General features: G+C 38.3%; 29 protein-coding genes and 1 riboswitch. Of the genes, 10 read left to right on the plus strand and 19 right to left on the minus strand.

Annotation, left to right across the window (positions count from 1 at the left end; translation table 11 throughout):
* Positions 1 to 58: 58 nt before the first annotated feature.
* The 3 genes from speB to C0975_RS10160 all read right to left on the minus strand — a co-directional run bounded on the left by speB (position 59) and on the right by C0975_RS10160 (position 4,467).
* Complete coding sequence (gene speB / locus C0975_RS10150) at positions 59 to 979, minus strand: agmatinase (protein WP_101776279.1); 921 nt, start codon at positions 977 to 979, stop codon at positions 59 to 61.
* 67 nt (positions 980 to 1,046) lie between these two features.
* Positions 1,047 to 2,981 carry a biosynthetic arginine decarboxylase gene (gene speA / locus C0975_RS10155; RefSeq protein ID WP_101776280.1) on the minus strand — a complete coding sequence of 645 codons (1,935 nt, stop codon included), beginning with the start codon at positions 2,979 to 2,981 and terminating at the stop codon, positions 1,047 to 1,049.
* 190 nt (positions 2,982 to 3,171) lie between these two features.
* A complete protein-coding gene (locus C0975_RS10160) occupies positions 3,172 to 4,467 on the minus strand; it encodes an NAD(P)/FAD-dependent oxidoreductase (RefSeq protein ID WP_101776281.1) in 1,296 nt (431 codons plus the stop codon).
* Between the two features lie 193 nt (positions 4,468 to 4,660).
* Between C0975_RS10160 and C0975_RS10165 the strand changes: the two genes are divergently transcribed.
* Entirely contained in the window at positions 4,661 to 5,710 is a 1,050-nt protein-coding gene (locus tag C0975_RS10165; protein WP_101776282.1) for an extracellular solute-binding protein, read from the plus strand.
* A gap of 70 nt (positions 5,711 to 5,780) precedes the next feature.
* On the opposite strand, the gene C0975_RS10170 is transcribed toward C0975_RS10165, so the two are convergent.
* Complete coding sequence (locus tag C0975_RS10170) at positions 5,781 to 6,674, minus strand: LysR family transcriptional regulator (protein WP_101776283.1); 894 nt, start codon at positions 6,672 to 6,674, stop codon at positions 5,781 to 5,783.
* Positions 6,675 to 6,999: 325 nt separating this feature from the next.
* On the opposite strand from C0975_RS10170, the gene atoD reads away from it, so the two are divergent.
* From atoD to C0975_RS10200, 6 genes are all read left to right on the plus strand, one after another.
* A complete protein-coding gene (atoD, locus tag C0975_RS10175) occupies positions 7,000 to 7,656 on the plus strand; it encodes an acetate CoA-transferase subunit alpha (RefSeq protein WP_101776284.1) in 657 nt (218 codons plus the stop codon).
* Between the two features lies 1 nt (position 7,657).
* Positions 7,658 to 8,308, plus strand: coding sequence for a 3-oxoacid CoA-transferase subunit B (locus tag C0975_RS10180; protein WP_101776285.1), 651 nt, complete (start codon positions 7,658 to 7,660; stop codon positions 8,306 to 8,308).
* 9 nt (positions 8,309 to 8,317) lie between these two features.
* The gene (locus tag C0975_RS10185; RefSeq protein ID WP_101776286.1) at positions 8,318 to 9,640 is read left to right on the plus strand and encodes a TIGR00366 family protein; all 1,323 of its coding nucleotides are present in this window, start codon (positions 8,318 to 8,320) and stop codon (positions 9,638 to 9,640) included.
* Between the two features lie 15 nt (positions 9,641 to 9,655).
* Positions 9,656 to 10,837, plus strand: a complete 1,182-nt coding sequence (locus C0975_RS10190) for an acetyl-CoA C-acetyltransferase (RefSeq protein ID WP_101776287.1) — start codon at positions 9,656 to 9,658, stop codon at positions 10,835 to 10,837.
* 116 nt (positions 10,838 to 10,953) lie between these two features.
* The gene (locus C0975_RS10195; RefSeq protein WP_101776288.1) at positions 10,954 to 11,715 is read left to right on the plus strand and encodes a 3-hydroxybutyrate dehydrogenase; all 762 of its coding nucleotides are present in this window, start codon (positions 10,954 to 10,956) and stop codon (positions 11,713 to 11,715) included.
* A gap of 63 nt (positions 11,716 to 11,778) precedes the next feature.
* Entirely contained in the window at positions 11,779 to 13,107 is a 1,329-nt protein-coding gene (locus tag C0975_RS10200; protein ID WP_101776289.1) for a GntP family permease, read from the plus strand.
* Positions 13,108 to 13,174: 67 nt separating this feature from the next.
* Here the strand turns inward: C0975_RS10200 and ribB are convergent, their stop codons facing one another.
* Entirely contained in the window at positions 13,175 to 13,819 is a 645-nt protein-coding gene (ribB, locus tag C0975_RS10205) for a 3,4-dihydroxy-2-butanone-4-phosphate synthase (protein WP_101776290.1), read from the minus strand.
* Between the two features lie 117 nt (positions 13,820 to 13,936).
* Positions 13,937 to 14,086, minus strand: a riboswitch (FMN riboswitch).
* Between the two features lie 94 nt (positions 14,087 to 14,180).
* Between ribB and ubiK the strand changes: the two genes are divergently transcribed.
* The 3 genes from ubiK to C0975_RS10220 all read left to right on the plus strand — a co-directional run bounded on the left by ubiK (position 14,181) and on the right by C0975_RS10220 (position 16,474).
* Positions 14,181 to 14,432, plus strand: coding sequence for a ubiquinone biosynthesis accessory factor UbiK (ubiK, locus tag C0975_RS10210; protein ID WP_101776291.1), 252 nt, complete (start codon positions 14,181 to 14,183; stop codon positions 14,430 to 14,432).
* Between the two features lie 75 nt (positions 14,433 to 14,507).
* On the plus strand, positions 14,508 to 15,794 hold the full coding sequence (gene nadR / locus C0975_RS10215) for a multifunctional transcriptional regulator/nicotinamide-nucleotide adenylyltransferase/ribosylnicotinamide kinase NadR (protein WP_101776292.1): 1,287 nt from the start codon (positions 14,508 to 14,510) through the stop codon (positions 15,792 to 15,794).
* Positions 15,791 to 16,474, plus strand: a complete 684-nt coding sequence (locus tag C0975_RS10220; protein WP_101776293.1) for a metallophosphoesterase family protein — start codon at positions 15,791 to 15,793, stop codon at positions 16,472 to 16,474. The genes nadR and C0975_RS10220 overlap by 4 nt, the downstream gene beginning before the upstream one ends.
* A 304-nt stretch (positions 16,475 to 16,778) precedes the next feature.
* On the opposite strand, the gene rplQ is transcribed toward C0975_RS10220, so the two are convergent.
* The 14 genes from rplQ to rpsN all read right to left on the minus strand — a co-directional run bounded on the left by rplQ (position 16,779) and on the right by rpsN (position 24,054).
* Positions 16,779 to 17,168 (minus strand): 50S ribosomal protein L17, encoded by a 390-nt coding sequence (gene rplQ, locus C0975_RS10225; RefSeq protein WP_032855573.1) that lies wholly within the window; start codon positions 17,166 to 17,168, stop codon positions 16,779 to 16,781.
* Positions 17,169 to 17,209: 41 nt separating this feature from the next.
* Positions 17,210 to 18,199, minus strand: a complete 990-nt coding sequence (locus C0975_RS10230) for a DNA-directed RNA polymerase subunit alpha (protein WP_101776294.1) — start codon at positions 18,197 to 18,199, stop codon at positions 17,210 to 17,212.
* A gap of 36 nt (positions 18,200 to 18,235) precedes the next feature.
* Positions 18,236 to 18,856, minus strand: a complete 621-nt coding sequence (gene rpsD / locus C0975_RS10235) for a 30S ribosomal protein S4 (protein WP_049214876.1) — start codon at positions 18,854 to 18,856, stop codon at positions 18,236 to 18,238.
* A gap of 29 nt (positions 18,857 to 18,885) precedes the next feature.
* A complete protein-coding gene (gene rpsK, locus C0975_RS10240) occupies positions 18,886 to 19,275 on the minus strand; it encodes a 30S ribosomal protein S11 (protein ID WP_005701868.1) in 390 nt (129 codons plus the stop codon).
* Positions 19,276 to 19,291: 16 nt separating this feature from the next.
* Positions 19,292 to 19,648: a 30S ribosomal protein S13 gene (gene rpsM, locus C0975_RS10245; protein WP_005717912.1), complete on the minus strand. Its 357-nt coding sequence runs from the start codon at positions 19,646 to 19,648 to the stop codon at positions 19,292 to 19,294.
* Between the two features lie 140 nt (positions 19,649 to 19,788).
* A complete protein-coding gene (rpmJ, locus tag C0975_RS10250) occupies positions 19,789 to 19,902 on the minus strand; it encodes a 50S ribosomal protein L36 (protein ID WP_005548767.1) in 114 nt (37 codons plus the stop codon).
* 28 nt (positions 19,903 to 19,930) lie between these two features.
* Complete coding sequence (gene secY / locus C0975_RS10255; protein ID WP_101776295.1) at positions 19,931 to 21,256, minus strand: preprotein translocase subunit SecY; 1,326 nt, start codon at positions 21,254 to 21,256, stop codon at positions 19,931 to 19,933.
* A gap of 7 nt (positions 21,257 to 21,263) precedes the next feature.
* A complete protein-coding gene (rplO, locus tag C0975_RS10260) occupies positions 21,264 to 21,698 on the minus strand; it encodes a 50S ribosomal protein L15 (protein ID WP_101776296.1) in 435 nt (144 codons plus the stop codon).
* 4 nt (positions 21,699 to 21,702) lie between these two features.
* The gene (gene rpmD, locus C0975_RS10265) at positions 21,703 to 21,882 is read right to left on the minus strand and encodes a 50S ribosomal protein L30 (protein ID WP_005543631.1); all 180 of its coding nucleotides are present in this window, start codon (positions 21,880 to 21,882) and stop codon (positions 21,703 to 21,705) included.
* A gap of 6 nt (positions 21,883 to 21,888) precedes the next feature.
* Entirely contained in the window at positions 21,889 to 22,389 is a 501-nt protein-coding gene (rpsE, locus tag C0975_RS10270; protein WP_005764304.1) for a 30S ribosomal protein S5, read from the minus strand.
* 15 nt (positions 22,390 to 22,404) lie between these two features.
* Positions 22,405 to 22,758, minus strand: a complete 354-nt coding sequence (gene rplR / locus C0975_RS10275; RefSeq protein ID WP_101776297.1) for a 50S ribosomal protein L18 — start codon at positions 22,756 to 22,758, stop codon at positions 22,405 to 22,407.
* 13 nt (positions 22,759 to 22,771) lie between these two features.
* Positions 22,772 to 23,305, minus strand: coding sequence for a 50S ribosomal protein L6 (rplF, locus tag C0975_RS10280; RefSeq protein ID WP_101776298.1), 534 nt, complete (start codon positions 23,303 to 23,305; stop codon positions 22,772 to 22,774).
* A 15-nt stretch (positions 23,306 to 23,320) separates the two neighbouring features.
* Entirely contained in the window at positions 23,321 to 23,713 is a 393-nt protein-coding gene (gene rpsH, locus C0975_RS10285; protein WP_005724020.1) for a 30S ribosomal protein S8, read from the minus strand.
* Positions 23,714 to 23,748: 35 nt separating this feature from the next.
* Entirely contained in the window at positions 23,749 to 24,054 is a 306-nt protein-coding gene (rpsN, locus tag C0975_RS10290) for a 30S ribosomal protein S14 (protein ID WP_078239490.1), read from the minus strand.
* Positions 24,055 to 24,061 lie beyond the last annotated feature (7 nt).

Raw genomic sequence — 24,061 nt, forward strand, 5'->3', positions numbered from 1 at the left:
GCCGATAAAAAATCCACCTTAACAAGTGAAGGTGGATTTTTAGCACAGAAAGAATCCCTTAACCTTTTTTCCAACCCTGCATATACAACATTTCCAGTGCAATAGTCGCGCCAGCTAATGCCGTAATATCGGATTGATCATAAGCAGGCGACACTTCCACTAAATCCATTCCTACAATATTGACGTCTTTTAATGCACGTAAAATTTTCAATGCGTTATCTGTACTTAACCCACCACATACAGGTGTACCTGTGCCCGGTGCATAAGCAGGATCTAAACAATCAATGTCAAAGGTCAAATACACGGGCAACTCGCCAACTACTGCTTTAATTTTTGCGACGATTTGCTCAACACTCTCCTCATTAACTTGCGGTGCGGAAAGCACAGTAAATGGCAAAGTGCGGTCAAATTCTGTACGAATTCCAATTTGTACAGAATGAGCAGGATCAATTAAACCTTCTTTTGGCGCATGGTAGAACATCGTACCATGATCGTAATGACTGCCATTCTGGTAAGTATCTGTGTGTGCATCAAAGTGAATCATTGCTAACTGACCAAAATGCTTTGCATGTGCACGTAATAATGGCAAGGTAATAAAATGATCCCCACCTAAGGTTAAACAACGTTTACCTGCTTTGAGCAATGCAGTTGTATGTGCTTCTAATTCTTCGACAAAATTCTGGTTATCACCAAACGAATAAACTAAATCACCACAATCCACAATATTTAAGCGTTCACGCACATCAAAATCCCAAGGAAAACGACAATGTTCCCAAGCGAGGTTAACTGAAGCACGGCGAATAGCTTCTGCACCAAAACGTGTTCCCGCACGACCAGAAACAGAAGCATCAAAAGGAACGCCAGTAATCACCCATTCTGCCTCTGTTTCTGTTGGATTAAAATTAACAGGCAAACGTAAAAAACCAAAGTTATTGGAAACTAATGAAATATCTTCTTTATTGTGTAACGTATTGTACATAGTTGTTCCTATTAACTGACAAGCGCCATCAAAACTTGTAAAAAAGTGACCGCACTTTTGTCACCAATTACTCTTCTTCTAAATAAGTATAACCATTCAAACCTGCCTCAAGTTCTTTTAAGAACTGAATCGCTTCTGAAGCAGGTAAATTGGAATGTTCAATTTGCTCACGATAACGAGCCAGTAGCTTCTTGGGATCAAGATACACATACTGCAACATATCTGCTACCGTATTACCTTCATCATAATCCACAATGTTGACCTGGTTATTTTCTTCAACTAAAACATCAATCGTACTCGTGTCACCAAACAAATTATGCATATTACCCAAAATTTCTTGATAAGCACCGACCATGAAGAAGCCAACAAGCGGTGGATTATCTTCCTCATAATGTGGCATTGGCATTGTCGTTGTAATACCATCACCATCAATATAATGGTCAATTGAACCATCTGAATCACAAGTAATATCCAGCAATACTGCTCGACGGCTCACAGGCTGATTCAAATTTGAAATGGGGCATACGGGAAATAATTGATCAATGCCCCAAGCATCAGGTAATGATTGAAATAAAGAAAAATTGACATACAGTTTATCTGCGAAACGCTCTTGTAACTCATCAATAATTGTACGGTGTGAACGATGTTTTTCATTAAATAATTGCCCTACTTCGTGACAAATATTTAAATATAGCTGTTCTGCCCAAGCGCGTTGCGCTAAATTCAATAAACCCACATTGTACTGATTATGTACATCAGATAAATCAAATTGACTTTCATGAATCCAGCTACGTAATGAACGCTTTTCACGTGATGATTGAATATCTACCCAAGTTTCCCACATACTATGCAGTACACTTGGTGCTTCTTTTTCTGGTGCATTTAATGGTTCAGGCTTATAGCGCTCAATCCCAATGACATTAGAAACTAATACCGCATGATGTGCTGTCACACCACGACCTGATTCGGTAATAATCGTTGGATGTGGTAAACCATGTTCACGACAAGCCTGACCAATTCCCCATACCACCGTATCCGCATATTCATTTAAACCATAATTCACTGAGCAATCCGATTGTGTACGATTACCTTCATAATCCACACCCAAACCACCGCCGACATCAAAACATTGGATATTCACACCTAATTTATGTAATTCCACATAAAAACGTGCACTTTCACGGACACCTGTCGCTACATCACGAATATTGCCAAGTTGTGAACCCAAATGAAAATGTAAAAGTTGTAAGCAATCTAAACAAGCATGCGCCTTTAACATTTCCACCAGCGTCAACATTTGTGATGCAGATAAGCCAAATTTTGATTTTTCACCGCCTGAAGATTGCCATTTGCCCGATCCTTGCGAAGCTAAACGGGCACGCACGCCTAAACGTGGTTTTACCTTTAACTTTGCAGCCTCTTCTAGCACTAATTGGATTTCAGATAACTTCTCAATCACTAAATAGACTTTATGACCTAACTTCTCACCCATTAAAGCAAAACGAATATATTCACGGTCCTTATAACCATTACATACAATCACAGTTTGTGTTATTCCTGCATGCGCTAATACTGCCATCAATTCTGCTTTAGAGCCTGCCTCTAGACCTAATGGCTGTGCTGAGTTAATTAGTGACTCAACAACACGGCGATGTTGATTTACTTTAATAGGATAAACAAGAAAATAATTACCTTCATAACCAAAATCTTCACGTGCACGTTTAAATGCCTGATTAATCGAACGTAAGCGATGTTGGATAATTTGTGGGAAACAAAATAGAGTAGGTAAATGTGCGCCTTGTTCCCGTTGAGCTTTCTTGGCTAGCGCGGCTAAAGAAATACGATTTTGTGGTTTATCTGGATCTGGGCAAACAAAAATATCACCATTTTCATCCACGTTATAATAACGCATACCCCAATAATTGATATTACACACTTCACGCACAGTATTTTCAGCGAATGTTAACGAAGTGGTATCAGACTTTAAAATGACTTGTTCCAATGTCTTAGTTTACCTCTTAATAAGTGTTACAAAATAATTGCAAAATCAGACCGCACTTTGCTTGTTGTTATTGTTTATTACCTAAGCAAAAAACAGTGCTAGCATAAAACAAAACACACAAAAGCAATAGCCCTCTGCTATAAAAAATGGCGAATATATTGTTATTCGCCATTTCTTCTTATGTATTTCACTAACGATATTTATCGAGAAAACGATAGTAATTCGTACCAATAAATAATGCAGCTTGCTTAATGAATTTCCCACCATGTACTGTCGGGACTTTTAATTTCTCAAAAACACGTAAACGTTCATCATTACCTAAAATTGCCTCAGCAACAATACGCCCAGCTAACCCCGTTAAAGCAACACCATGCCCTGAATAGCCTTGCGCAAAATAAATATTCGGTGCAATACGTCCAAAATGAGGGTTGGAATTTAACGTCATATCAATCGGACCGCCCCAACCATAGTCTATTTTGACATCTTCTAATTGGGGAAAAACATGTAACATATTACAACGCATGACTGTTGTCATATCTAATCCCGGACTCGAATCACTCCCAAACAACAAACGATTATCTGCACTCAAACGATAATAATCCAAAAAATAGTTATTATCACACACAGACATACGATTACGAATCAAACTGTCTGCCATTGCATCAGTTAATGGCTCAGTGGCAATAATGAAACTTTCAACAGGTAAAATTTTACTAGCAATGCCACGGTGCATTGTTTTAGGTAGCACACTAATATAAGCATTCGTTGCCAACACAACATCTTTTGCAATAACTGAACTTTGATCCGTACTGACTTTGACTTTAGATTTACCTACCCGTAAATCCATGGCTGGCGAATGCTCATAAATTTCAACCCCTAAATCTAAACAGGCTTGCGCGAGTCCTAAACAATAATTCAGTGGATGTAAATGCCCTGAATTTGGATCAAACAATGCCCCTGTATAAATGTCACTGCCTAAATTCTGTGCTAACTTCGCCTTGTCCCATAACGTCATTGATTGATAATTAAAATATTCACGACAAGCTTGCTCAATCGCGACCAGATCCTCCATACGGCGCTGATTAAGTGCCAACGTAGCATAACCACGCTGCCAATCACATTGAATAGCATACTTAGTGATACGTTCATCAATAATATCTAATGCTTCAAGTGACATTTGCCAGAGTTGATTTGCCGTATCAAAGCCAACTGCATCAATATAAGCACTGATATCTTCTTCAAAACCATTAATCGCTTGCCCGCCATTTCGCCCCGAAGCACCAAATCCTACACGCGCACCCTCTAACACAATCACTTTTTTGCCCTGTTCTGCTAACTCAAGGGCGGCAGATAAACCAAAAAACCCCGCCCCAATCACACAAACATCTGCTGATTTACGTTGTGTCAATGTAGGTAAAGTGAAATGAAAATGACGAGTAGCAGCATAATAAGATTGGATATGCTCTTGATGAGAAAATTTCAACATAAAATGACTTGGTAATGAAAATTGCCGGCAGTTTACTCTTACTTAACAAGATGTCAATTTAATTCAATCAGGTTATAAAATTTGCTATACTCGGCGCCAAGTTTTTAAACTTAGTATTCATGCGGATCGACATACTAAAATCCGTTCATTTTTAACCGCACTTTATTGTCTTTGGACTTTGAGGGACTAAAAATTGAAAAGACTTTTTACCAATGTGATCAAATCACTTGCGTTAACCTCTCTCTTATTCTTCACCCATTCTGCTCTTGCTGCCAAAAAACTCTATGTTTACAACTGGACTGACTATATTCCTTCCAGTCTAATTGCAAGCTTTACTAAAGAAACTGGTATCGAAGTCATTTACTCGACTTTTGAAAGTAATGAAGAAATGTATGCTAAGTTAAAATTGCTGTCTAAAAACAACAGCTATGATTTAGTTTTTCCATCAAGTTATTACATTAATAAAATGGTAAAAGATGGCATGCTACAAAAGCTCGAACACACTAAATTAAGCAATTTTCATCACATTCCATCCCATTTATTAAACAAAGAATTTGATCCAAATAACCAATATTCGCTCCCTTATATTTATGGCCTAACGGGTATTGGCATTAACGCTGAAGAAATCGATCCACAAAAAATTACTAGTTGGGCAGATTTATGGAAAGCAGAATATAAAGGAAAAGTGCTGTTAACCGGTGATTCACGTGAAGTCTTTCATATTGCTTTATTATTAAATGGTAAATCGCCAAATACGACTAAAGAAAGTGAAATCAAAGCAGCTTATGAACGCTTAGTAAAACTGATGCCAAATGTCCTTGTCTTTAACTCTGATTCGCCTGAAGTCCCTTATGTGCAAGGTGAAGTTGCTTTAGGTATGATTTGGAATGGTTCAGCGTATTTAGGCAATAAAGAAAATCCAAATATTCAATTCATTTATCCCAAAGAGGGCGCAATTTTCTGGATGGATAACTACGCTATTCCTAAAACAGCACAAAATGTCGAGGGTGCCTATCAATTTATTGATTTCCTCTTACGTCCAGAAAACGCTAAAATCGTAATTGAACGCATGGGTTTTTCAATGCCAAATGAAGGTGTAAAAGCATTACTATCACCTGAAATGGTAAATAATCCAGTATTATTCCCACCAGCTGAAGAAGTACAAAAAGGAATTATGCAAGCTGATGTAGGTAAAGCTGTTGATCTCTATGAAAAATATTGGAATAGACTAAAAACAAATTAATAATGACAAAATTAAAGTGCGGTCAATATATTGAATATTTCGACTGCACTTTGATTAAAAAATATTTCAATTAACTAAACCCCTTTAATAAAGAATCAAAAATATAACTTTCCACCCGACTATAATTATTTTTCTTTAATCGGCATAAAGTGACAATCCAAGGAATAGGATCTTTAATTCGACGACAGACAAAATCATGAGAAGGATATTGTTCTACAATAGGCAAAGGCAAAATTGTTAATAAATCTTTATTAATTTTTGCTGAATTTAGCAAAAAATCCCAAGAACTAGATTCTAATATAATATTGGGATACACATTGTGTAATTCAAATGCCGAAATAAGTTGATGATAAATAAAAAAGGTTTTATCAAATATCGCTAGTTTTTCATTATGTAAATCTTGCCAAGTTAATATATTTTTCTGAGTAAGATGATGCTCTGGTGATAAGAAAACGGCTAATTCAGAATGAATTAACTCAAAAGAATCAATAATATTTTTTGAAATATGCTCTGGGTATAATAATGCAGCCAAATCAATATTACCTAATAACAATTCATTTCTTAATACATAAGCTCCTTGTTCCTTAATCGTAAAATTAATATCTGGATTATTTAAAATTAATTTAGGCATTATTTTAGAGAAGACAACAGATAGGACTAATGGTGGAATTCCAATGGTAATATTACCCGTGATTTGTTTTGCTGTTTTATGAAGATTTCTATTCATTTCATTATATTTATTAATGATCTCCTTTGCATCATTATAATAATTTTCACCAGCATAAGTTAAACCAACAATTTTTCCTTTAGCACGCTTAAATAATTGCACTGACTCTCTTTGTTCAAATTCATTGATCATCATGCTTAAAGCCGGTTGTGAAATATATAAGGTTTGTGAGGTGCGGCTTAAATTAAAATCATTATCTACAATAGAGATAAAGTAACGTAGATGTCTAATATCCATAAACATTCCCCTTCTGATTCCATTAGGTGAAATTAAGCTTAAAAGCATCCATCTCAATAGTCAACTAAAACTATAAAATAAATTTATATAAGACTAAAAAAACAATATTTTCTACGTAGAATATTTCTTGCTATCTTTTTGAATAAATAAACTACATCAGTTTACATAATTTTAACATTTTCAATAAAACAACCGTAATTAATAAGAGGTTATAAGCTAAAACTTTAATATTCACTAAAGTAATTAAACATATTTAGATGCATGTTTAATCAGAGTTTCTTTGTTTGATATAAATTTATTTTATTAAAATATATGGAGAACTACTATGTCTAAAGTAATACCTATTACTGATGTACAAAGTCATTTATCTGATGGAATGACGATTTTATTTGGGGGGTTTATGGGAGTCGGTACCCCAACTCGCTTAGTCCAAGCTATTTTGGACTCTGGGGTAAAAGACTTAACTATTATTGGAAATGATACCGCTTTCGTTGACACTGGCGTAGGTCCATTAATTGCCAACAAACGCGTTAAAAAAGTCGTTGCATCTCATATTGGGACTAATACAGAAACGGGGCGACAAATGATTTCTGGAGAGCTTGAAGTTGAACTCGTACCACAAGGCACTCTGATTGAACGAATTCGAGCAGGAGGCGCAGGTTTAGGCGGTGTATTAACACCAACAGGTGTAGGAACCGTCGTTGAAGAAGGTAAACAAACGATTGAATTGGATGGCAAAAAATATCTTCTCGAAAAACCAATCAAAGCGGATATTGCGATTATCGGCGCACATATATCAGATAAAAAAGGCAATTTAACTTACCAATTAACCACTCGTAATTTTAATCCTATCATTGCATTCTCAGCAGAAAAAACATTCGTTGAACCAACACAAATTGTCGAAGTAGGTCAAATTCAGCCAGACCATGTTATCACCCCTGCTGCACTTATTGATTACATTATTCTTCCAGAGGAACACTAAGATGAACGCAAAAGAACTGATTGCTCGCCGAGTCGCTTTAGAATTACGTGATGGTGATGTTGTAAATTTAGGCATCGGCTTACCGACTCAAGTCGTAAATTACTTACCCGAAGGTATCGATATTACTTTACAGTCTGAAAATGGATTTTTAGGTTTAGGACCTGTGACGGAAGCCGATCCTAATTTAGTTAATGCTGGAGGTCAGCCTTGTGGCATGCTCTCTGGCGCAGCGATGTTTGATAGTGCAACATCATTTGCATTAATTCGTGGTGGTCATGTTGATGCTTGCGTGCTTGGTGGCTTACAAGTAGATGAAGAAGCGAATTTAGCAAACTGGATGGTGCCCGGAAAAATGGTGCCAGGCATGGGTGGAGCGATGGATCTCGTGACTGGTGCTCGTAAAGTTATTATTGCAATGGAACACTGCGCCAAGGATGGCTCCTCCAAAGTGTTAAAACGTTGCACATTACCTCTCACAGCAATACATGCAGTACATATGTTAGTCACTGAATTAGCAGTATTCGAATTTATTGATGGAAAATTGCACTTAACCGAAATTGCAGAAGGCTATGACGTAGATGCTGTTCGGGCAAAAACTGAAGCGGAATTTGTTGTTTCGCCATTTATCAAAGTTATGCCGCTAGCACAATAAGGAGATTGTATGATTAGCACTATTTCCAGAGGAATGACGAAGTTTGTCAGCCGTTACTTACCAGATCCACTTATCTTCGCATTACTACTGACGCTAATCACCTTTTTTGTCGCGTTGGGTCTTACAGACTCAACGCCTGTACAAATGGTGAAATATTGGGGTGATGGTTTCTGGAATCTACTCGGATTTGGTATGCAAATGGCATTAATTGTTGTCACAGGTCATGCACTAGCTAGTTCACCACCAATAAAAACTATATTGCGTAACATCGCATCACTTGCTAAAACACCAACACAGGGGGTTATGCTGGTTACCTTCTTCAGTGCATTGGCTTGTGTTATTAACTGGGGTTTTGGTTTAGTAGTTGGTGCGATGTTCGCACGTGAAGTTGCGCGTAGAGTCAAAGGATCTGACTATCCTCTATTAATTGCTTGTGCTTATATTGGTTTTATGTCTTGGGGAGGTGGTTTATCTGGTTCAATGCCATTATTAGCCGCAACACCAGGAAATCCAGTTGAACACATTGCAGGACTTATTCCAATTCAAAATACATTATTAACGGGTTTCAATATCTTCATCACACTGGGACTCGTCATCTTCTTACCATTCCTGACTAAAATGATGGTGCCTAAGCCAAATGAAGTTGTTATGGTTGATCCAGATCTTTTAAAAGAAGAAGCTGATTACCAAAAAACCCTTTCGAAAGATGCACCGCCCTCTGAAAAATTGGAAGAAAGCCGTATATTAAGTTGGGTTATTGGCGTATTTGGTATTGGTTACTTAGTCATATACTTCATGGATAAAGGCTTCAATATCACGATCAATACCGTCAATCTCATCTTCTTAGTCGCAGGGGTACTACTACACAAAACACCAATGGCTTATATGCGTGCAGTCAAAGCCGCAGCAGGTAGCACCGCAGGTATTTTGGTCCAATTCCCATTCTATGCAGGTATCCAGTTAATGATGGAACATTCTGGATTAGGTGGATTAATCACAGAATTCTTTATCAACGTTTCTACTAAAGAAACTTTCCCATTAATGACGTTCTTCAGCTCTGCATTTATCAACTTTGCTGTGCCCTCAGGTGGTGGTCACTGGGTAATTCAAGGTCCTTATGTACTTGCAGCAGCACAAGCATTGGATGCGGACTTAGGAAAATCAGTGATGGCAATCGCTTATGGAGAACAATGGATGAATATGGCACAACCTTTCTGGGCATTACCAGCACTTGCCATTGCTGGACTAGGTGTGAGAGATATTATGGGCTACTGTATGACTGCGCTCATTTTCTCAAGTGTGATATTTATTATTGGATTAACAGTATTTTAAAACAAAGGAGAGGTTATGAAAAATGTCGTTATAGCAAGTGCAGTACGCACACCAATTGGTAATTTTAATGGAAGTCTATCAAATGTCAGTGCGGTGGAATTAGGAACTATTGCCATTAAGGCAGCAATTGAAAAATCAGGGATTGATATCGCTGCTGTTGACGAAGTCATCATGGGTCAAGTGTTACAAGCCGGACAAAAACAAAACCCTGCTCGCCAAGCCTTATTGCACAGCGGAATTTCACAAAATGTGACAGCTTACACTGTGAATAAGGTCTGTGGTTCAGGCTTAAAAACAGTCGCTCTCGCCGCGCAAGCAATTCGTGCAGGCGATGCTAATATCATCGTCGCAGGTGGTATGGAAAATATGAGCCAAGCCCCTTACTTACTAGATGCTAAAGCACGTTGGGGACATCGTTTAGGCAATGGACAGCTTAATGATGTCATTTTATTAGATGCTTTAGTCTGTGCTGAAAACCATTACCATATGGGAATCACTGCTGAAAATGTCGCCAAAAAATATGACATTACACGTGAACAACAAGACACAATGGCACTTGAATCACAACGTAGAGCTGTTACCGCAATCGAATCTGGCGCATTTAAAAATGAAATTGTTCCTGTAACTGTTAAAGTGAAACGAAAAGAAATACTTTTTGATACAGATGAATTCCCAAAAAAAGAAACAACGTTAGAAGGTTTATCAGCTCTTCGTCCCGCATTTGATAAAGAAGGTACAGTGACTGCAGGGAATGCGTCTGGTATCAATGATGGTGCAGCAGCATTAGTCATTGTTGAAGAAGAAACAGCAAAAGCACTAGGCTTAACTATTTTGGCTCGTATTAAAAGTTATGCAAGTGGTGGAGTTGCACCAGAAATCATGGGAATGGGTCCAGTACCCGCTTCACAAAAAGCTCTTGCTAAAGCAGGCTTGAGCTTAAATGACATTGACTTGGTTGAAGCCAATGAAGCTTTTGCCGCACAATTCCTTGCTGTAGGTAAAGAGCTTGGTTTTGATCCAGAAAAAGTCAATGTTAATGGTGGCGCCATTGCATTAGGTCACCCTGTCGGTACTAGCGGTGCACGCATCCTGGTCACACTTATCCATGCACTACATGCAAGGAACAAAACCTTAGGTTTAGCAACACTGTGTATCGGTGGCGGTCAAGGTATTGCGATGGTTATTGAGCGCATATAACTATATCACCCCAATTGCACCTTATGTATTCGCTTAGGCAGATAAGGTGCAAAACTCTCATCAAACTCACCGCACTTTTGCGGGTATCATATTCCTATATGGATTCAGGAGTCACTATGTTAAAAAACAAAGTTGCATTAGTTACTGGTGCAGCAAGTGGTATTGGTCTTGCCGTCAGCCAAACGTTAACACAAGAAGGCATTAACGTAGTTATGGTCGATATCAACGAAACTTTACTGCAAAAACAAGCTGAAAAATTACAAGCAACCTATGTTGTTGCGGATTTATCAAAACGCGAATCTTGTAAACTTGCAGTAGATCATGCTGTAAAAACATTTGGCAGTATAGATATTCTAGTCAATGTTGCAGGCATTCAAACCGTTTCCCCAGTTGAAGATTTCCCAGAAGACAGATGGGATTTCATGATTAACCTCATGCTAACAGCACCATTTTTATTAACAAAATACGCTTGGCCATATATGAAAAGAAATCAGTGGGGACGTATCATTAACTTAAATTCTATTCATGGTGTCGTTGCTTCTGAGTTTAAATCTGCTTATGTATCTGCCAAACATGGTTTATCAGGCTTGACTAAAACAACGGCGCTTGAAGGTGGACCGTATGGTATTACTGTGAATTCAATCTGTCCTGCCTATGTAAGAACCCCACTTGTTGACAAACAAATTGCCGATCAAGCCGCTCATCATAATATTTCAGAAACTGATGTCATCAGCAAAATTATGCTACAAAAGGCAGCAGTGAAACGTTTAATTGAGCCTGCTGATATTGGTGAGTTTGTTAAGTTCCTCTGTTCTGATGCCGCAGCATCTATTTCAGGTTCCTGCTTAACCGTCGACGGCGGTTGGACGGCAGGCTAATCAAGCACAACTTTAGCCACAATTGTTGTAAACAATTGTGGCTAAATTACATAGGGGAAAACCATGTTCAGTTTATTAGGAATTTTTATCGGTTTAGTACTACTGATGTTTTTAGCATTTAGAGGCTATTCCATCGTTTGGATTGCGCCTCTTTGTGCAACAGTTGTTGCTTTTACAGGGGATTTAAATGTCTTAGATGCTTACTTAGGCAGCTACATGACAGGCTTAGTTGGATTTGTTAAAGCTTGGTTTCCTGCATTCTTACTCAGTGCCATTTTTGGTAATTTAATGGATGTAACTGGTGGGGCAAAATCAATTGCGATCTGGTTAACTCGAATGCTAGGCGCCAAAAGTGCTATCGCTTCTATTGTATTAGGTTGTGCTTTACTTACTTATGGCGGTGTGAGTTTATTTGTTGTCGTTTTTGCAGTTTATCCATTAGCGCTCGCTGTCTTTAAAGAAGCCAATATTACTCGCCGTCTTATACCAGGTACCATTGCTTGTGGTGCATTTACCTTTACAATGACAGCATTACCCGGCTCTCCACAAATTCAAAACTTAATTCCAACAGCCTACTTCGGTACAAGTGCAATGGCTGCACCAATTATGGGTACAATTGCAGCAGCAATCTTATTCTTTGGTGGTGTAGCTTATTTAGAAATGCGTCGTAGAAAATATGCAAAAAATGGAGAATATTTTATTGAACCATTAGTAGAAAATTCTGCTGACGATAATCAAACAAATCTACCCTCAGCTCTATTAGCCATTCTGCCATTAATCAGTGTCATTGTTGTGCTTAATTTTGTTCCTGAATTAATTGGGCTAAAAAATGGTGATCCTAAAAATATTGTACTTGCCTTACTAGCAGGAATTGCGTTAGTAATTATCTTGAATTTAAACAAACGCACCACTTTTATTCCAGCAATTGGCAAAGGTACAAATGGTGCTGTAGGTGCCATTATTAATACTGCCGCGGCTGTTGGTTTTGGTAGCGTCGTACGTATCGCACCGGGTTTTGAACATTTAACAGCAATGATCTTAAACGTACCAGGAAACCCACTTATTTCACTGTCTGTTGCAGTAAACATCTTAGCTGGCGCAACAGGCTCAGCTTCTGGTGGAATGGGAATCGCACTGGAAGCATTAGGTGAAAAATACCTCGCAATTGCTAAACAAGCGAGTATTTCACCAGAAGCATTACACCGTATTGCCTCACTCTCTTCAGGTGGTTTAGATACTATGCCACATAATGGCGCAGTATTAACATTATTAAGCAATACGGGTATGACACACCGCGATTCCTATTTAGAAATCGCGATGACATCATTCATTCTGCCTATTGTTGCAACAATTGTTGTAATTACACTATTCAGCCTGTTTGGTATTTATTAGTCTTCTTAATGCAAAATACCTGTGTTAACGATGTTTACACAGGTATCTTCATTAGCTTACGTACAAACTACACATTATATTTTTGACGATATGCCACTAAATCTTCAATAGTCACAACAGGAAAACCAAACTTGTGTGCAAAGTCAACAATTTCAGGTGCGCGTGCCATTGAGCCATCATCATTAGTAATCTCACAAATAACCCCTGCACCTTTATAACCTGCTAAACGCGCTAAATCTACAGAGGCCTCAGTATGACCACGACGACTTAATACTCCTCCTTCTACAGCACGTAATGGAAAAATATGTCCCGGACGACTTAAATCACTTGGTTTTGCGCCATCTGCAACAGCAGCTTTAATTGTCGTCACACGATCTTTAGCTGATACACCTGTTGCAACACCTTTTGCTGCTTCAATAGTCACGGTAAATGCCGTCTTATTAACACTTGTATTATCCTGTACCATGGGTGGTAAATCTAACGCTTGACATAATTGGTCTGTTAAGCAGAGGCAAACAATGCCACTACCATAACGAATCAACATGGTCATTTGCTCAGTATTGATCGTTTCTGCTGGGAAAATTAAATCCCCTTCATTTTCACGATCTTCATCATCTAATACTAAAACGCCATGACCTTGTTTAAAAGCCTCAATAGCAGCAACAACACGCGCTTCTGCGTTACCAAAAGGAGATAAAATTGACTGATTCATAGTAAATTCCTTGAAATATAGAGATATTTAGATACCAGAATCAGGGCTGATGAGAAAAATTATGTGGCTAAGAAAATCTTAAACAAACAAAAAAGACAGGTTTTGATCACAAAACCTGCTTATTCTCTTTCATCCAGACTATACTGTCGGCTTTGGATTTACACCAAATCTGCTGACTTTGTTATTTACATAAATAACAAACGCTCGTGGGCTTATGCTAAGGCACTTACCACCGGTAGGGAGTTTCACCCTGCCCTGAGAATGCGTGCATAGTATAACGCAAACTTAATCTTGAAAAAATGTTTTTATTTGCAACAAGATTACATACAATAGACAAAATTTTCCCTAATATGAGGTCATTATGCTAAATCCTAAAAAAATAGAGCAAGTTATACAACAAATCCAAGATTCATTACCACAAGGAATTAAAGATTTAGGTCAAGATGCAGAAGCAAAACTTAAGCAAACACTACAAGCGCAATTATCAAAATTAGATTTAGTGACTCGTGAAGAATTTGATGTACAAACTCAAGTCCTAATGCGTACTCGTGAAAAGCTTGTTGAGCTAGAACAACGTGTCAATGCACTATTAGAACAAAAGGCATTACCTTAACTTGCATTGCACATTGCGGAAATCAAAGTGCGGTCTGTTTTGATAAAATTTCTGAATCATTACAAGGAATAAATTATGTCTTCTTTTGCTTACTTACAGCAAAAACGCAAACAATTAAATTTAAAAGTGAATGATATTTGTCAGCAAGCAAATATTACACGTGCTTACTTTAATCAACTGGTAAGTGGAAAAATAAAAAATCCAAGTGCTACAAAACTGAGTGCGTTGCATAAAGTGCTACAAATTACTGAACCAAATAATAAGAAAGTAGGTGTAATTTTCGGCAAATTCTATCCTGTTCATACAGGTCATATTAATATGATCTATGAGGCATTCAGTAAAGTAGATGAAATCCACATTATTGTATGTAGTGATACAGAAAGAGATTTAAAACTGTTCTATGATAGTAAAATGAAACGTATGCCAACAGTGCAAGATCGCTTACGTTGGATGCAACAAATTTTCAAATATCAGAAAAACCAAATTTTTATTCATCATCTGGTTGAAGATGGAATTCCAAGCTATCCAAACGGCTGGGAAGCTTGGGCAGAACAAGTTAAACTGCTTTTCAAAGAAAAAAACTTCACCCCAAGCATTGTCTTTAGTAGCGAAGTACAAGATAAAGCGCCTTATGAAAAATATTTAGGTTTGGAAGTCACATTAGTTGACCCAGAACGCCAATTCTTTAATGTATCCGCTACAAAAATTCGCAACAATCCATTCCACTATTGGAAATTTATTCCTAAAGAAGTACGTCCTTTCTTTGCTAAAACAATTGCAATTTTAGGAGGTGAAAGCAGTGGTAAAACAGTGCTCGTCAATAAACTGGCAACTGTGTTTAATACCACATCAGCTTGGGAATATGGACGTGAATTTGTTTTTGAAAAATTAGGTGGCGATGAACAAGCAATGCAATATTCCGATTATCCACAAATGGCATTAGGTCATCAACGTTACATTGACTACGCCGTACGTCACGCACATAAAGTTGCCATCATTGATACTGATTTTATTACGACTCAAGCCTTTTGTATTCAATATGAAGGCAAAGCACATCCATTTCTAGATTCGATGATCAAGGAATATCCCTTTGATGTCACTATTTTACTCAACAATAATACGAAATGGGTTGATGATGGCTTACGTAGCTTAGGCAATCAAAAACAACGTCAACGTTTCCAATTATTATTAAAAAAATTACTTGATAAATACAATGTATCTTACATTGAAATTGAATCACCAAGTTATTTAGAACGCTATAATCAAGTGAAAAAAATTGTTGAAAAAATTCTAAACGAAGAAGAATTGCCAACACTCACAAGTGAACATGGGATACAATCCATTTTTGAGGAAGACGCATGATTTTATTTGCAGGTGATCCACATGGCAATTTTGATCACCTATATCCTTTTATTCAAACACAACAAAATGTTGCACTTATTATATTAGGCGACTTACAGCTCACCACGCCCGATGAACTCAAGAAATTATCACAATATTGTGATCTTTGGTTCATCCATGGCAATCATGATAGTAAAACCGTCTCTGCATTCGAGTCAATCTGGGAAAGTAACTGGCAATCACGCAACTTACATGGCAAAGTAGTAGAAATTCAGGGTAAACGTATTGCTGGTTTAGGTGGTGTATTTCGAGGTCAAATTTGGATGCCGCCAAACAAACCGCTCTTTTTTGATCCTATTCATTATTGCCAATATTGTTCACAAGAAAAAATTTGGCGAGGCGGAATTCCGTTACGTCATCGAACGTCTATCTTTCCTTCAGATATCGAAGCATTAGAACAAATGCAAGCTGATATTTTAATTTGCCATGAAGCGCCTAAACCACACCCATCAGGTTTTACAGTGTTAAATGAACTTGCACATAAAATGAATGTACGACATATCTTTCATGGTCATCATCATGAAAATTTTGACTATAGTAATATGATTAATGAGTATAATTACCAAGTTACTAACGTTGGCTTTCGTAGTTTGTGTGATATAAATGGACAATATTTACTGATGGGAATTGATGATCGCTAAAGATCATCAATTTACCTTCCTGTTTCCCGTTCCATTCCAAACAAGAGTACACTGTATCTCATTTGCTTAAAAACAACTTAATTCAAAGAAAGTGCGGTCAACTTTTCGAAAGTTTTACTATATTTCTTCAGTTATTAATCTTACTAGCCCTAACTATATTCATAAAATCGGTAGTCTGGTAGTTTAACAATAAATAATGACAAATATAATCCATTGAAACCAGAACAAAAAAGAAAACCCACTAATTAGAATCAGTGGGTTTTATCTAAAAAATATAAGTTACAAAATCAACTTATCTAAATCATTATTCTGCAGCAGCTTCTTCAGTTGCTACTTCTGGGCGATCAACTAACTCAATATAAGCCATTGGTGCATTATCGCCTGCACGGAAACCACATTTCAAAATACGGGTGTAACCACCTGCACGTTGAGCAAAACGTGGACCTAATTCATTGAATAATTTAGCAACAGTTTCGATGTTGCGTGTACGAGCAAAAGCTAAACGACGATTTGCAACGCTATCTACTTTTGCTAATGTGATTAACGGTTCAACTACACGACGTAATTCTTTCGCTTTTGGCAATGTAGTCTTGATAATTTCGTGACTAACTAAAGAGCTTGCCATATTACGGAACATCGCTTGGCGATGGCTGCTATTACGGTTTAGTTGACGACCACTCTTACGATGGCGCATGACCTTATCCTTCTCAGAAAAATCTTTAACCTATGACCAAACTAGTCTTCAGCAATACTTGCTGGTGGCCAATTCTCAAGGCGCATACCTAGTGATAAGCCGCGCGAAGCAAGAACATCCTTAATTTCAGTAAGAGATTTCTTACCGAGATTAGGCGTTTTTAATAACTCAACTTCAGTACGCTGTACTAAATCACCGATATAGTGAATTGTTTCTGCTTTCAAACAGTTAGCAGAACGAACTGTCAACTCTAAGTCATCAACAGGACGCAACAGAATCGGATCGAATTCTGGTTTTTCTTCCTTAACTTCTGGTTGACGAACATCACGCAAATCAACGAATGCATCTAGTTGCTCTGCTAAAATTGTTGCTGCACGACGAATTGCTTCTTCTGGATCAATAGTGCCATTAGTTTCCAACTCAATCACTAGCTTATCTAAGTCAGTGCGCTGTTCAACACGCGCTGCCTCAACATTATAAGCAATACGATCAACTGGACTATAACATGCATCTACTAATAGACGACCAATTGGTCTTTCTTCATCTTGCGCATGTACTCGGGCTGATGCTGGTACATAGCCTCTACCACGTTGAACACGAATACGCATATTAATTGATGCATTTTCGTCAGTCAAATGACAGATAACATGCTCAGGATTTACGATTTCAACATCTCCATCATGGGTGATGTCTGCTGCAACAACAGGGCCAATTCCAGATTTGTTTAGTGTCAGAAATACATCATCTTTATTCTGAACTTTAACCGCTAGGCCTTTTAAGTTTAGAAGTACTTCAAGAATATCTTCCTGAACACCTTCTTTACTGCTGTATTCGTGCAATACGCCTTCAATTTCTACTTCAGTCACAGCACAACCTGGCATTGAAGATAGAAGAATACGACGCAATGCATTACCTAAAGTGTGGCCGAATCCACGCTCTAACGGTTCTAAGATCACTTTAGCATGAGTTGAGCTAATTTGCTCAATATCAACTAAGCGTGGCTTTAAAAATTCTGTAACAGAACCCTGCATTTTATCCTCTCTTTGCTTCTAAGCTTTAACTATTTATTATTTAGAGTAAAGCTCAACGATCAGATGTTCGTTAATGTCTGCTGATAAATCAGAACGTTCAGGAACACGTTTGAACACACCTTCCATTTTAGCAGTATCAACTTCTAACCAAGTCGGTTTTTCTCTTTGTTCTGCTAACTCTAATGATGCTTTAATACGTGCTTGTTTTTTAGATTTCTCACGAACAGCAACTACATCATTAACTGAAACTTGGAATGATGGGATATTAACAACACGACCATTTACAACAATCGCTTTATGACTCACCAATTGGCGAGCTTCAGCGCGAGTTGCAGCAAAGCCCATGCGATAAACAACGTTATCCAATCTACCTTCCAATAATACCAGTAAGTTTTCACCAGTATTACCTTTTAAGCGGTTTGCTTCTTTATAATAATTACGGAATTGACGTTCTAAGATACCGTAAATACGACGAACTTTTTGTTTTTCACGTAATTGACTACCATAGTCAGATAAACGCGGCTTACGGGCACCGTGTTGACCTGGAGCGGTATCAATTTTACATTTTGATTCAATCGCGCGCACACCTGACTTAAGGAATAAGTCAGTGCCTTCACGACGGCTTAGCTTGAGTTTAGGACCCAAATATCTTGCCATTTTCTTTCTCCAACTATCCTATGACGCCATTAAACACGACGTTTTTTCGGTGGACGACAACCGTTATGAGGAATCGGAGTCACATCAGTAATATTCGTAATACGGAAACCCGCTGCATTTAATGCACGAATAGTAGACTCACGACCAGGACCTGGTCCTTTCACCATAACTTCCAAGTTCTTTAAGCCGAATTCTTTTACAACTTCAGCGCAACGTTCAGCCGCAACTTGTGCAGCAAACGGGGTAGATTTACGAGAACCACGGAAACCTGAACCACCAGCAGTAGCCCATGCTAGAGCGTTGCCTTGACGGTCAGTAATGGTAACGATTGTATTATTGAAAGATGCGTGAATATGCGCTACGCCATCTACAACTTGTTTTTTTACACGTTTACGTGCACGAACTGGTGTTTTAGCCATTTTACCTTACCCCGACTTATTTCTTGATCGGCTTACGAGGACCCTTACGGGTACGCGCATTAGTTTTAGTACGTTGACCACGTACCGGTAAACCACGACGATGACGTAAACCACGATAACAACCTAAGTCTAATAGACGTTTGATGTTTAGTGTTACTTCACGACGTAAGTCACCTTCAACGGTAAATTTACCAACTTCGTCACGCAGTTTATCAATCTGCTCTTCAGACAATTCGCTGATCTTAACATCTTCAGCAATACCCGTTGCTGCACAAATAGCTTGAGCACGAGTTTTACCAATACCATAAATTGCAGTTAAAGCGATTACAGTGTGTTTATGATCAGGAATGTTAATGCCTGCAATACGGGCCACTATGCACTCCTATTATTTAACTAAGTTGACACTTTGATCTTGAAAAGCCCGTTTTCAGGATACTCAAACAAAGTGTCAAGGACATAAATGAGCTGAGCAGTATAACTGCTCAACTGGTTCTTTGCAAGAAAAAATATCAATTAACCTTGACGTTGTTTATGTTTAGGGTCGCTACAAAGGACACGAACAACACCTTCACGTTTAACAATTTTACAGTTACGACATAATTTCTTAACGGAAGCACGAACTTTCATTGCTTATCCCTTTTATTTAATGGACAAATTATTGTCCGAAACCTTTAAGGTTTGCTTTCTTCAACGCAGATTCATATTTAGTTGACATTAAATGACTTTGAACCTGAGCGATGAAATCCATAATCACCACTACAACAATCAGTAAAGAAGTACCACCAAAATAAAACTGTACATTCCAAGCTGATGTCATAACGTAAGGAACTAAACACACAAATGTGATATATAGACCGCCAATTAATGTTAAGCGTGTCATAATTTTATCAATATAACGTGATGTTTGTTCACCTGGTCTAATTCCTGGTATAAATGCACCAGATTTTTTCAAATTATCCGCTGTATCACGAGGATTATATTGCATTGCAGTATAGAAAAAACTAAAGAAGATAATTGCTACAGCATAAACAAGCAAATATAAAGGCTGACCAGGATGTAGTAACATAGATAATTTAGTTAACCACTCCAAGCTAGAACCTTCACCCAACCATTGCACTAATGTAGCAGGGAATAAAATAATACTTGATGCAAAAATTGCTGGAATTACACCTGCCATATTAACTTTTAATGGTAAGTGAGTTGAATGGCCACCAAGAATCTGACGACCTTGCTGGCGCTTAGCATATTCAACCTTAATTCTTCTTTGTCCTCTCTCAACAAAGACAACAAAATATGTAACTGCAAAGACAATAACTGCGATCAATAAGAGAACTAATAGATGCATTTGACCTTGGCGAGTTTGCTCAATAGTTTGACCAATCGCTGATGGTAAACCTGCAACAATACCTGCAAAAATAATTAGAGAAATACCATTACCAATACCACGTTCTGTAATTTGCTCACCAAGCCACATTAAGAACATTGTTCCTGTAACAAGGCTGATTACTGCAGTAAAATAAAAACTAAAGCCTAAATTAGGTACTAGTCCAGGTAACATATTTGGAAGACCGGTTGAAATACCAACAGCCTGCAAAGTTGCAAGTACTAAAGTTGAATAACGAGTGTACTTACTAATTTTACGGCGCCCAGCTTCGCCCTCTTTTTTCAATTCTGCAAGTGCAGGATGAACCGTCGTTAATAGTTGAATGATAATCGATGCCGAAATATAAGGCATGATACCTAACGCAAAAATTGACGCACGACTCAACGCACCACCAGAGAACATGTTAAACATATCAATGATGGTGCCTTTTTGTTGTTCAATTAATTGAGCTAACACGGCCGCATCAATACCAGGAACCGGAATGAAAGAACCAATACGGAAAACGATAAGTGCACCTAACACAAATAATAATCTGCTTTTAAGTTCACCTGTACCGCTTTGAGTACTTCTACTTTGATAACCTGGTTGCTTAGCCATTTATTTATTATTCCTCAACTGAACCGCCAGCAGCTTCAATTGCTGCTTTAGCACCTTTAGTTACACGTAAACCGCGAACAACCACAGCACCTTTTACTTCACCTGCTAAAATGACTTTAGCAAATTGAATATCTTTAGTAAGTACATTAGCTGCTTTTAAAGATTCTAAGGTAACTACGCCACCTTCAACTTTAGTTAATTCATTCAAACGAACTTCAGCTGTTACAGCTGACTTCATTGAAGTAAAACCAAATTTTGGTAAACGACGATATAAAGGCATTTGACCACCCTCGAAACCGCGACGAACACCACCGCCAGTACGAGATTTTTGACCTTTGTGACCACGACCACCTGTTTTACCTAAACCAGAACCAATACCGCGACCTAAACGTTTAGCGCTATGCTTTGCACCTTCAGCTGGTGATAGAGTATTTAAACGCATTCTCTTACTCCTCCACTTTAACCATGTATGAAACTTGGTTAATCATACCACGTACCGCTGGAGTATCGATTAACTCAACAGTATGATGCATATGGCGAAGACCAAGACCACGCAGTGTAGCTTTATGCTTCGGTAAACGAGCGATAGAACTACGTACTTGAGTTACTTTAATAGTTTTAGCCATTATCAATTACCCCAAGATTTCATCAACGGTTTTGCCACGTTTTGCAGCAACCATTTCTGGTGATTTCATATTTGCAAGTGCATCAATAGTTGCACGAACAACGTTAATTGGGTTAGTTGAACCGTATGCTTTAGAAAGAACGTTACGTACACCTGCAACTTCTAATACTGCACGCATTGCACCGCCCGCGATAATACCTGTACCTTCGCTAGCTGGTTGCATAAATACACGAGAACCAGTATGAGAACCTTTAATTGGATGCTGTAATGTGCCTTCATTTAAAGCTACATTGATCATATTGCGACGTGCTTTTTCCATCGCTTTTTGGATCGCTGCCGGAACTTCGCGCGCTTTACCATAACCAAAACCAACGCGACCATTACCATCGCCTACTACAGTTAATGCAGTAAAGCTCATGATACGACCACCTTTAACTGTTTTTGATACACGGTTTACCGCGATTAGCTTCTCTTGCAGTTCACCAGCTTGTTTTTCGATGTTTGCCATCTGAAATTACCTCTATTAGAACTGTAGACCAGCTTCACGGGCAGCGTCCGCTAAAGTTTGGACACGACCATGATATTTAAAACCAGAACGATCAAAAGCAACGTCTTTGACGCCTTTCGCTAATGCTCTTTCTGCAACAACTTTACCTACTACTGCTGCTGCATCTTTATTTCCGGTATATTTCACTTGCTCACTAATTACTTTTTCAACAGTTGAAGCAGCGGCAAGAACTTCTGAACCGTTCGGTGCAATTACTTGTGCATAAATATGACGTGGAGTACGGTGAATAACTAAACGTGTTACACCTTGCTCTTTCATCATATGACGTGCACGCGTTGCACGACGGATACGAGCTGATTTCTTATCCATAGTGTTACCTTAATTATTTTTTCTTAGCCTCTTTGATACGTACCACTTCATCAGCGTAACGTACCCCTTTACCTTTATAAGGCTCAGGACGGCGATAAGCACGAATATCTGCAGCAACTTGGCCGATTAATTGCTTGTCTGCACCTTTCAACACAATTTCAGTTTGAGATGGACATTCCGCTGTAATACCTGCTGGTAAAACGTGCTCAATAGGGTGAGAGAAACCTAAACTTAAAGCAACTGCATTGCCTTTAATTTGTGCTCTATAACCAACACCCACCAATTGTAACTTCTTAGTGAAGCCTTCAGTAACACCGATAACCATTGCATTAACTAATGCACGCGCAGTACCTGCCTGAGCATCAGCTCCAACGATACCTTCACGTGGAGAGAAGGTTAATTCGTTATTATCTTGTTTAACTTCAACTGCGTCATGAATGGTACGAGATAACTCGCCATTTTTTCCTTTAACTGTTAATAGCTGACCGTCGAGTTTTACCTCAACACCGGCAGGAATACTAACAGGTGCTTTTGCAACACGAGACATTTTCCTACCTCTCTATTAAGCTACGTAACAGATAATCTCACCGCCTAAACCCGCTTGGCGAGCTGCACGGTCAGTCATCACACCTTTAGATGTAGAAACAACTGCAACGCCTAAACCACCCATTACCTTTGGTAATTCATCTTTACGCTTATAAATACGTAGACCTGGGCGACTAACACGTTGAATACTTTCTACAACTGGTTTGCCTTGGAAATATTTTAAAGTAATTTCCAATTCTGGTTTAACACCATCTAAAACTTTAACGCTTTCGATATAACCTTCTTCAGCTAATACATTGGCAATTGCCACTTTTAGCTTGGATGAAGGCATACTAATCGCAACTTTGTTCGCAGCCTGACCGTTACGAATACGAGTCAACATATCTGCGATTGGATCTTGCATACTCATGTATTTTTACTCCGATTCCAAAATAAAGTGGTAAATTACCAACTCGCTTTCTTAAGGCCTGGGATCTCACCGCGCATTGCAGCTTCACGCACCTTAATACGGCTTAAACCAAACTTACGAAGAACACCGTGAGGACGTCCTGTTTGGCGGCAACGGTTACGCTGACGACTTGGGCTAGAATCACGTGGTAAAGTTTGTAACTTTAATACCGCATTCCAACGATCTTCGTCAGAGGCATTTACATCAGAAATGATCTGTTTCAATTCCATACGTTTAGCATAGAATTTTTCAGCTAGTTTTACACGTTTTACGTCACGTGCTTTCATTGATTGTTTAGCCATAATAACC

The sequence above is a fragment of the Pasteurella oralis genome, from assembly GCF_002850605.1.
Taxonomy (GTDB): domain Bacteria; phylum Pseudomonadota; class Gammaproteobacteria; order Enterobacterales; family Pasteurellaceae; genus Pasteurella; species Pasteurella oralis.

Excerpts from the sequence above, each read along its gene's own strand:
- speB (WP_101776279.1), bottom strand. The coding sequence starts at position 979 with ATGTACAATACGTTACACAATAAAGAAGATATTTCATTAGTTTCCAAT.
- C0975_RS10160 (WP_101776281.1), bottom strand. The coding sequence starts at position 4,467 with ATGTTGAAATTTTCTCATCAAGAGCATATCCAATCTTATTATGCTGCT.
- C0975_RS10170 (WP_101776283.1), bottom strand. The coding sequence starts at position 6,674 with ATGGATATTAGACATCTACGTTACTTTATCTCTATTGTAGATAATGAT.
- atoD (WP_101776284.1), top strand. The coding sequence starts at position 7,000 with ATGTCTAAAGTAATACCTATTACTGATGTACAAAGTCATTTATCTGAT.
- C0975_RS10180 (WP_101776285.1), top strand. The coding sequence starts at position 7,658 with ATGAACGCAAAAGAACTGATTGCTCGCCGAGTCGCTTTAGAATTACGT.
- C0975_RS10185 (WP_101776286.1), top strand. The coding sequence starts at position 8,318 with ATGATTAGCACTATTTCCAGAGGAATGACGAAGTTTGTCAGCCGTTAC.
- C0975_RS10190 (WP_101776287.1), top strand. The coding sequence starts at position 9,656 with ATGAAAAATGTCGTTATAGCAAGTGCAGTACGCACACCAATTGGTAAT.
- C0975_RS10195 (WP_101776288.1), top strand. The coding sequence starts at position 10,954 with ATGTTAAAAAACAAAGTTGCATTAGTTACTGGTGCAGCAAGTGGTATT.
- C0975_RS10200 (WP_101776289.1), top strand. The coding sequence starts at position 11,779 with ATGTTCAGTTTATTAGGAATTTTTATCGGTTTAGTACTACTGATGTTT.
- ribB (WP_101776290.1), bottom strand. The coding sequence starts at position 13,819 with ATGAATCAGTCAATTTTATCTCCTTTTGGTAACGCAGAAGCGCGTGTT.
- ubiK (WP_101776291.1), top strand. The coding sequence starts at position 14,181 with ATGCTAAATCCTAAAAAAATAGAGCAAGTTATACAACAAATCCAAGAT.
- nadR (WP_101776292.1), top strand. The coding sequence starts at position 14,508 with ATGTCTTCTTTTGCTTACTTACAGCAAAAACGCAAACAATTAAATTTA.
- C0975_RS10220 (WP_101776293.1), top strand. The coding sequence starts at position 15,791 with ATGATTTTATTTGCAGGTGATCCACATGGCAATTTTGATCACCTATAT.
- rplQ (WP_032855573.1), bottom strand. The coding sequence starts at position 17,168 with ATGCGCCATCGTAAGAGTGGTCGTCAACTAAACCGTAATAGCAGCCAT.
- C0975_RS10230 (WP_101776294.1), bottom strand. The coding sequence starts at position 18,199 with ATGCAGGGTTCTGTTACAGAATTTTTAAAGCCACGCTTAGTTGATATT.
- rpsD (WP_049214876.1), bottom strand. The coding sequence starts at position 18,856 with ATGGCAAGATATTTGGGTCCTAAACTCAAGCTAAGCCGTCGTGAAGGC.
- rpsK (WP_005701868.1), bottom strand. The coding sequence starts at position 19,275 with ATGGCTAAAACACCAGTTCGTGCACGTAAACGTGTAAAAAAACAAGTT.
- rpmJ (WP_005548767.1), bottom strand. The coding sequence starts at position 19,902 with ATGAAAGTTCGTGCTTCCGTTAAGAAATTATGTCGTAACTGTAAAATT.
- secY (WP_101776295.1), bottom strand. The coding sequence starts at position 21,256 with ATGGCTAAGCAACCAGGTTATCAAAGTAGAAGTACTCAAAGCGGTACA.
- rplO (WP_101776296.1), bottom strand. The coding sequence starts at position 21,698 with ATGCGTTTAAATACTCTATCACCAGCTGAAGGTGCAAAGCATAGCGCT.
- rpmD (WP_005543631.1), bottom strand. The coding sequence starts at position 21,882 with ATGGCTAAAACTATTAAAGTAACTCAAGTACGTAGTTCTATCGCTCGT.
- rpsE (WP_005764304.1), bottom strand. The coding sequence starts at position 22,389 with ATGGCAAACATCGAAAAACAAGCTGGTGAACTGCAAGAGAAGCTAATC.
- rplR (WP_101776297.1), bottom strand. The coding sequence starts at position 22,758 with ATGGATAAGAAATCAGCTCGTATCCGTCGTGCAACGCGTGCACGTCAT.
- rplF (WP_101776298.1), bottom strand. The coding sequence starts at position 23,305 with ATGTCTCGTGTTGCAAAAGCACCTGTTAGTATTCCTGCCGGTGTTGAG.
- rpsH (WP_005724020.1), bottom strand. The coding sequence starts at position 23,713 with ATGAGTATGCAAGATCCAATCGCAGATATGTTGACTCGTATTCGTAAC.
- rpsN (WP_078239490.1), bottom strand. The coding sequence starts at position 24,054 with ATGGCTAAACAATCAATGAAAGCACGTGACGTAAAACGTGTAAAACTA.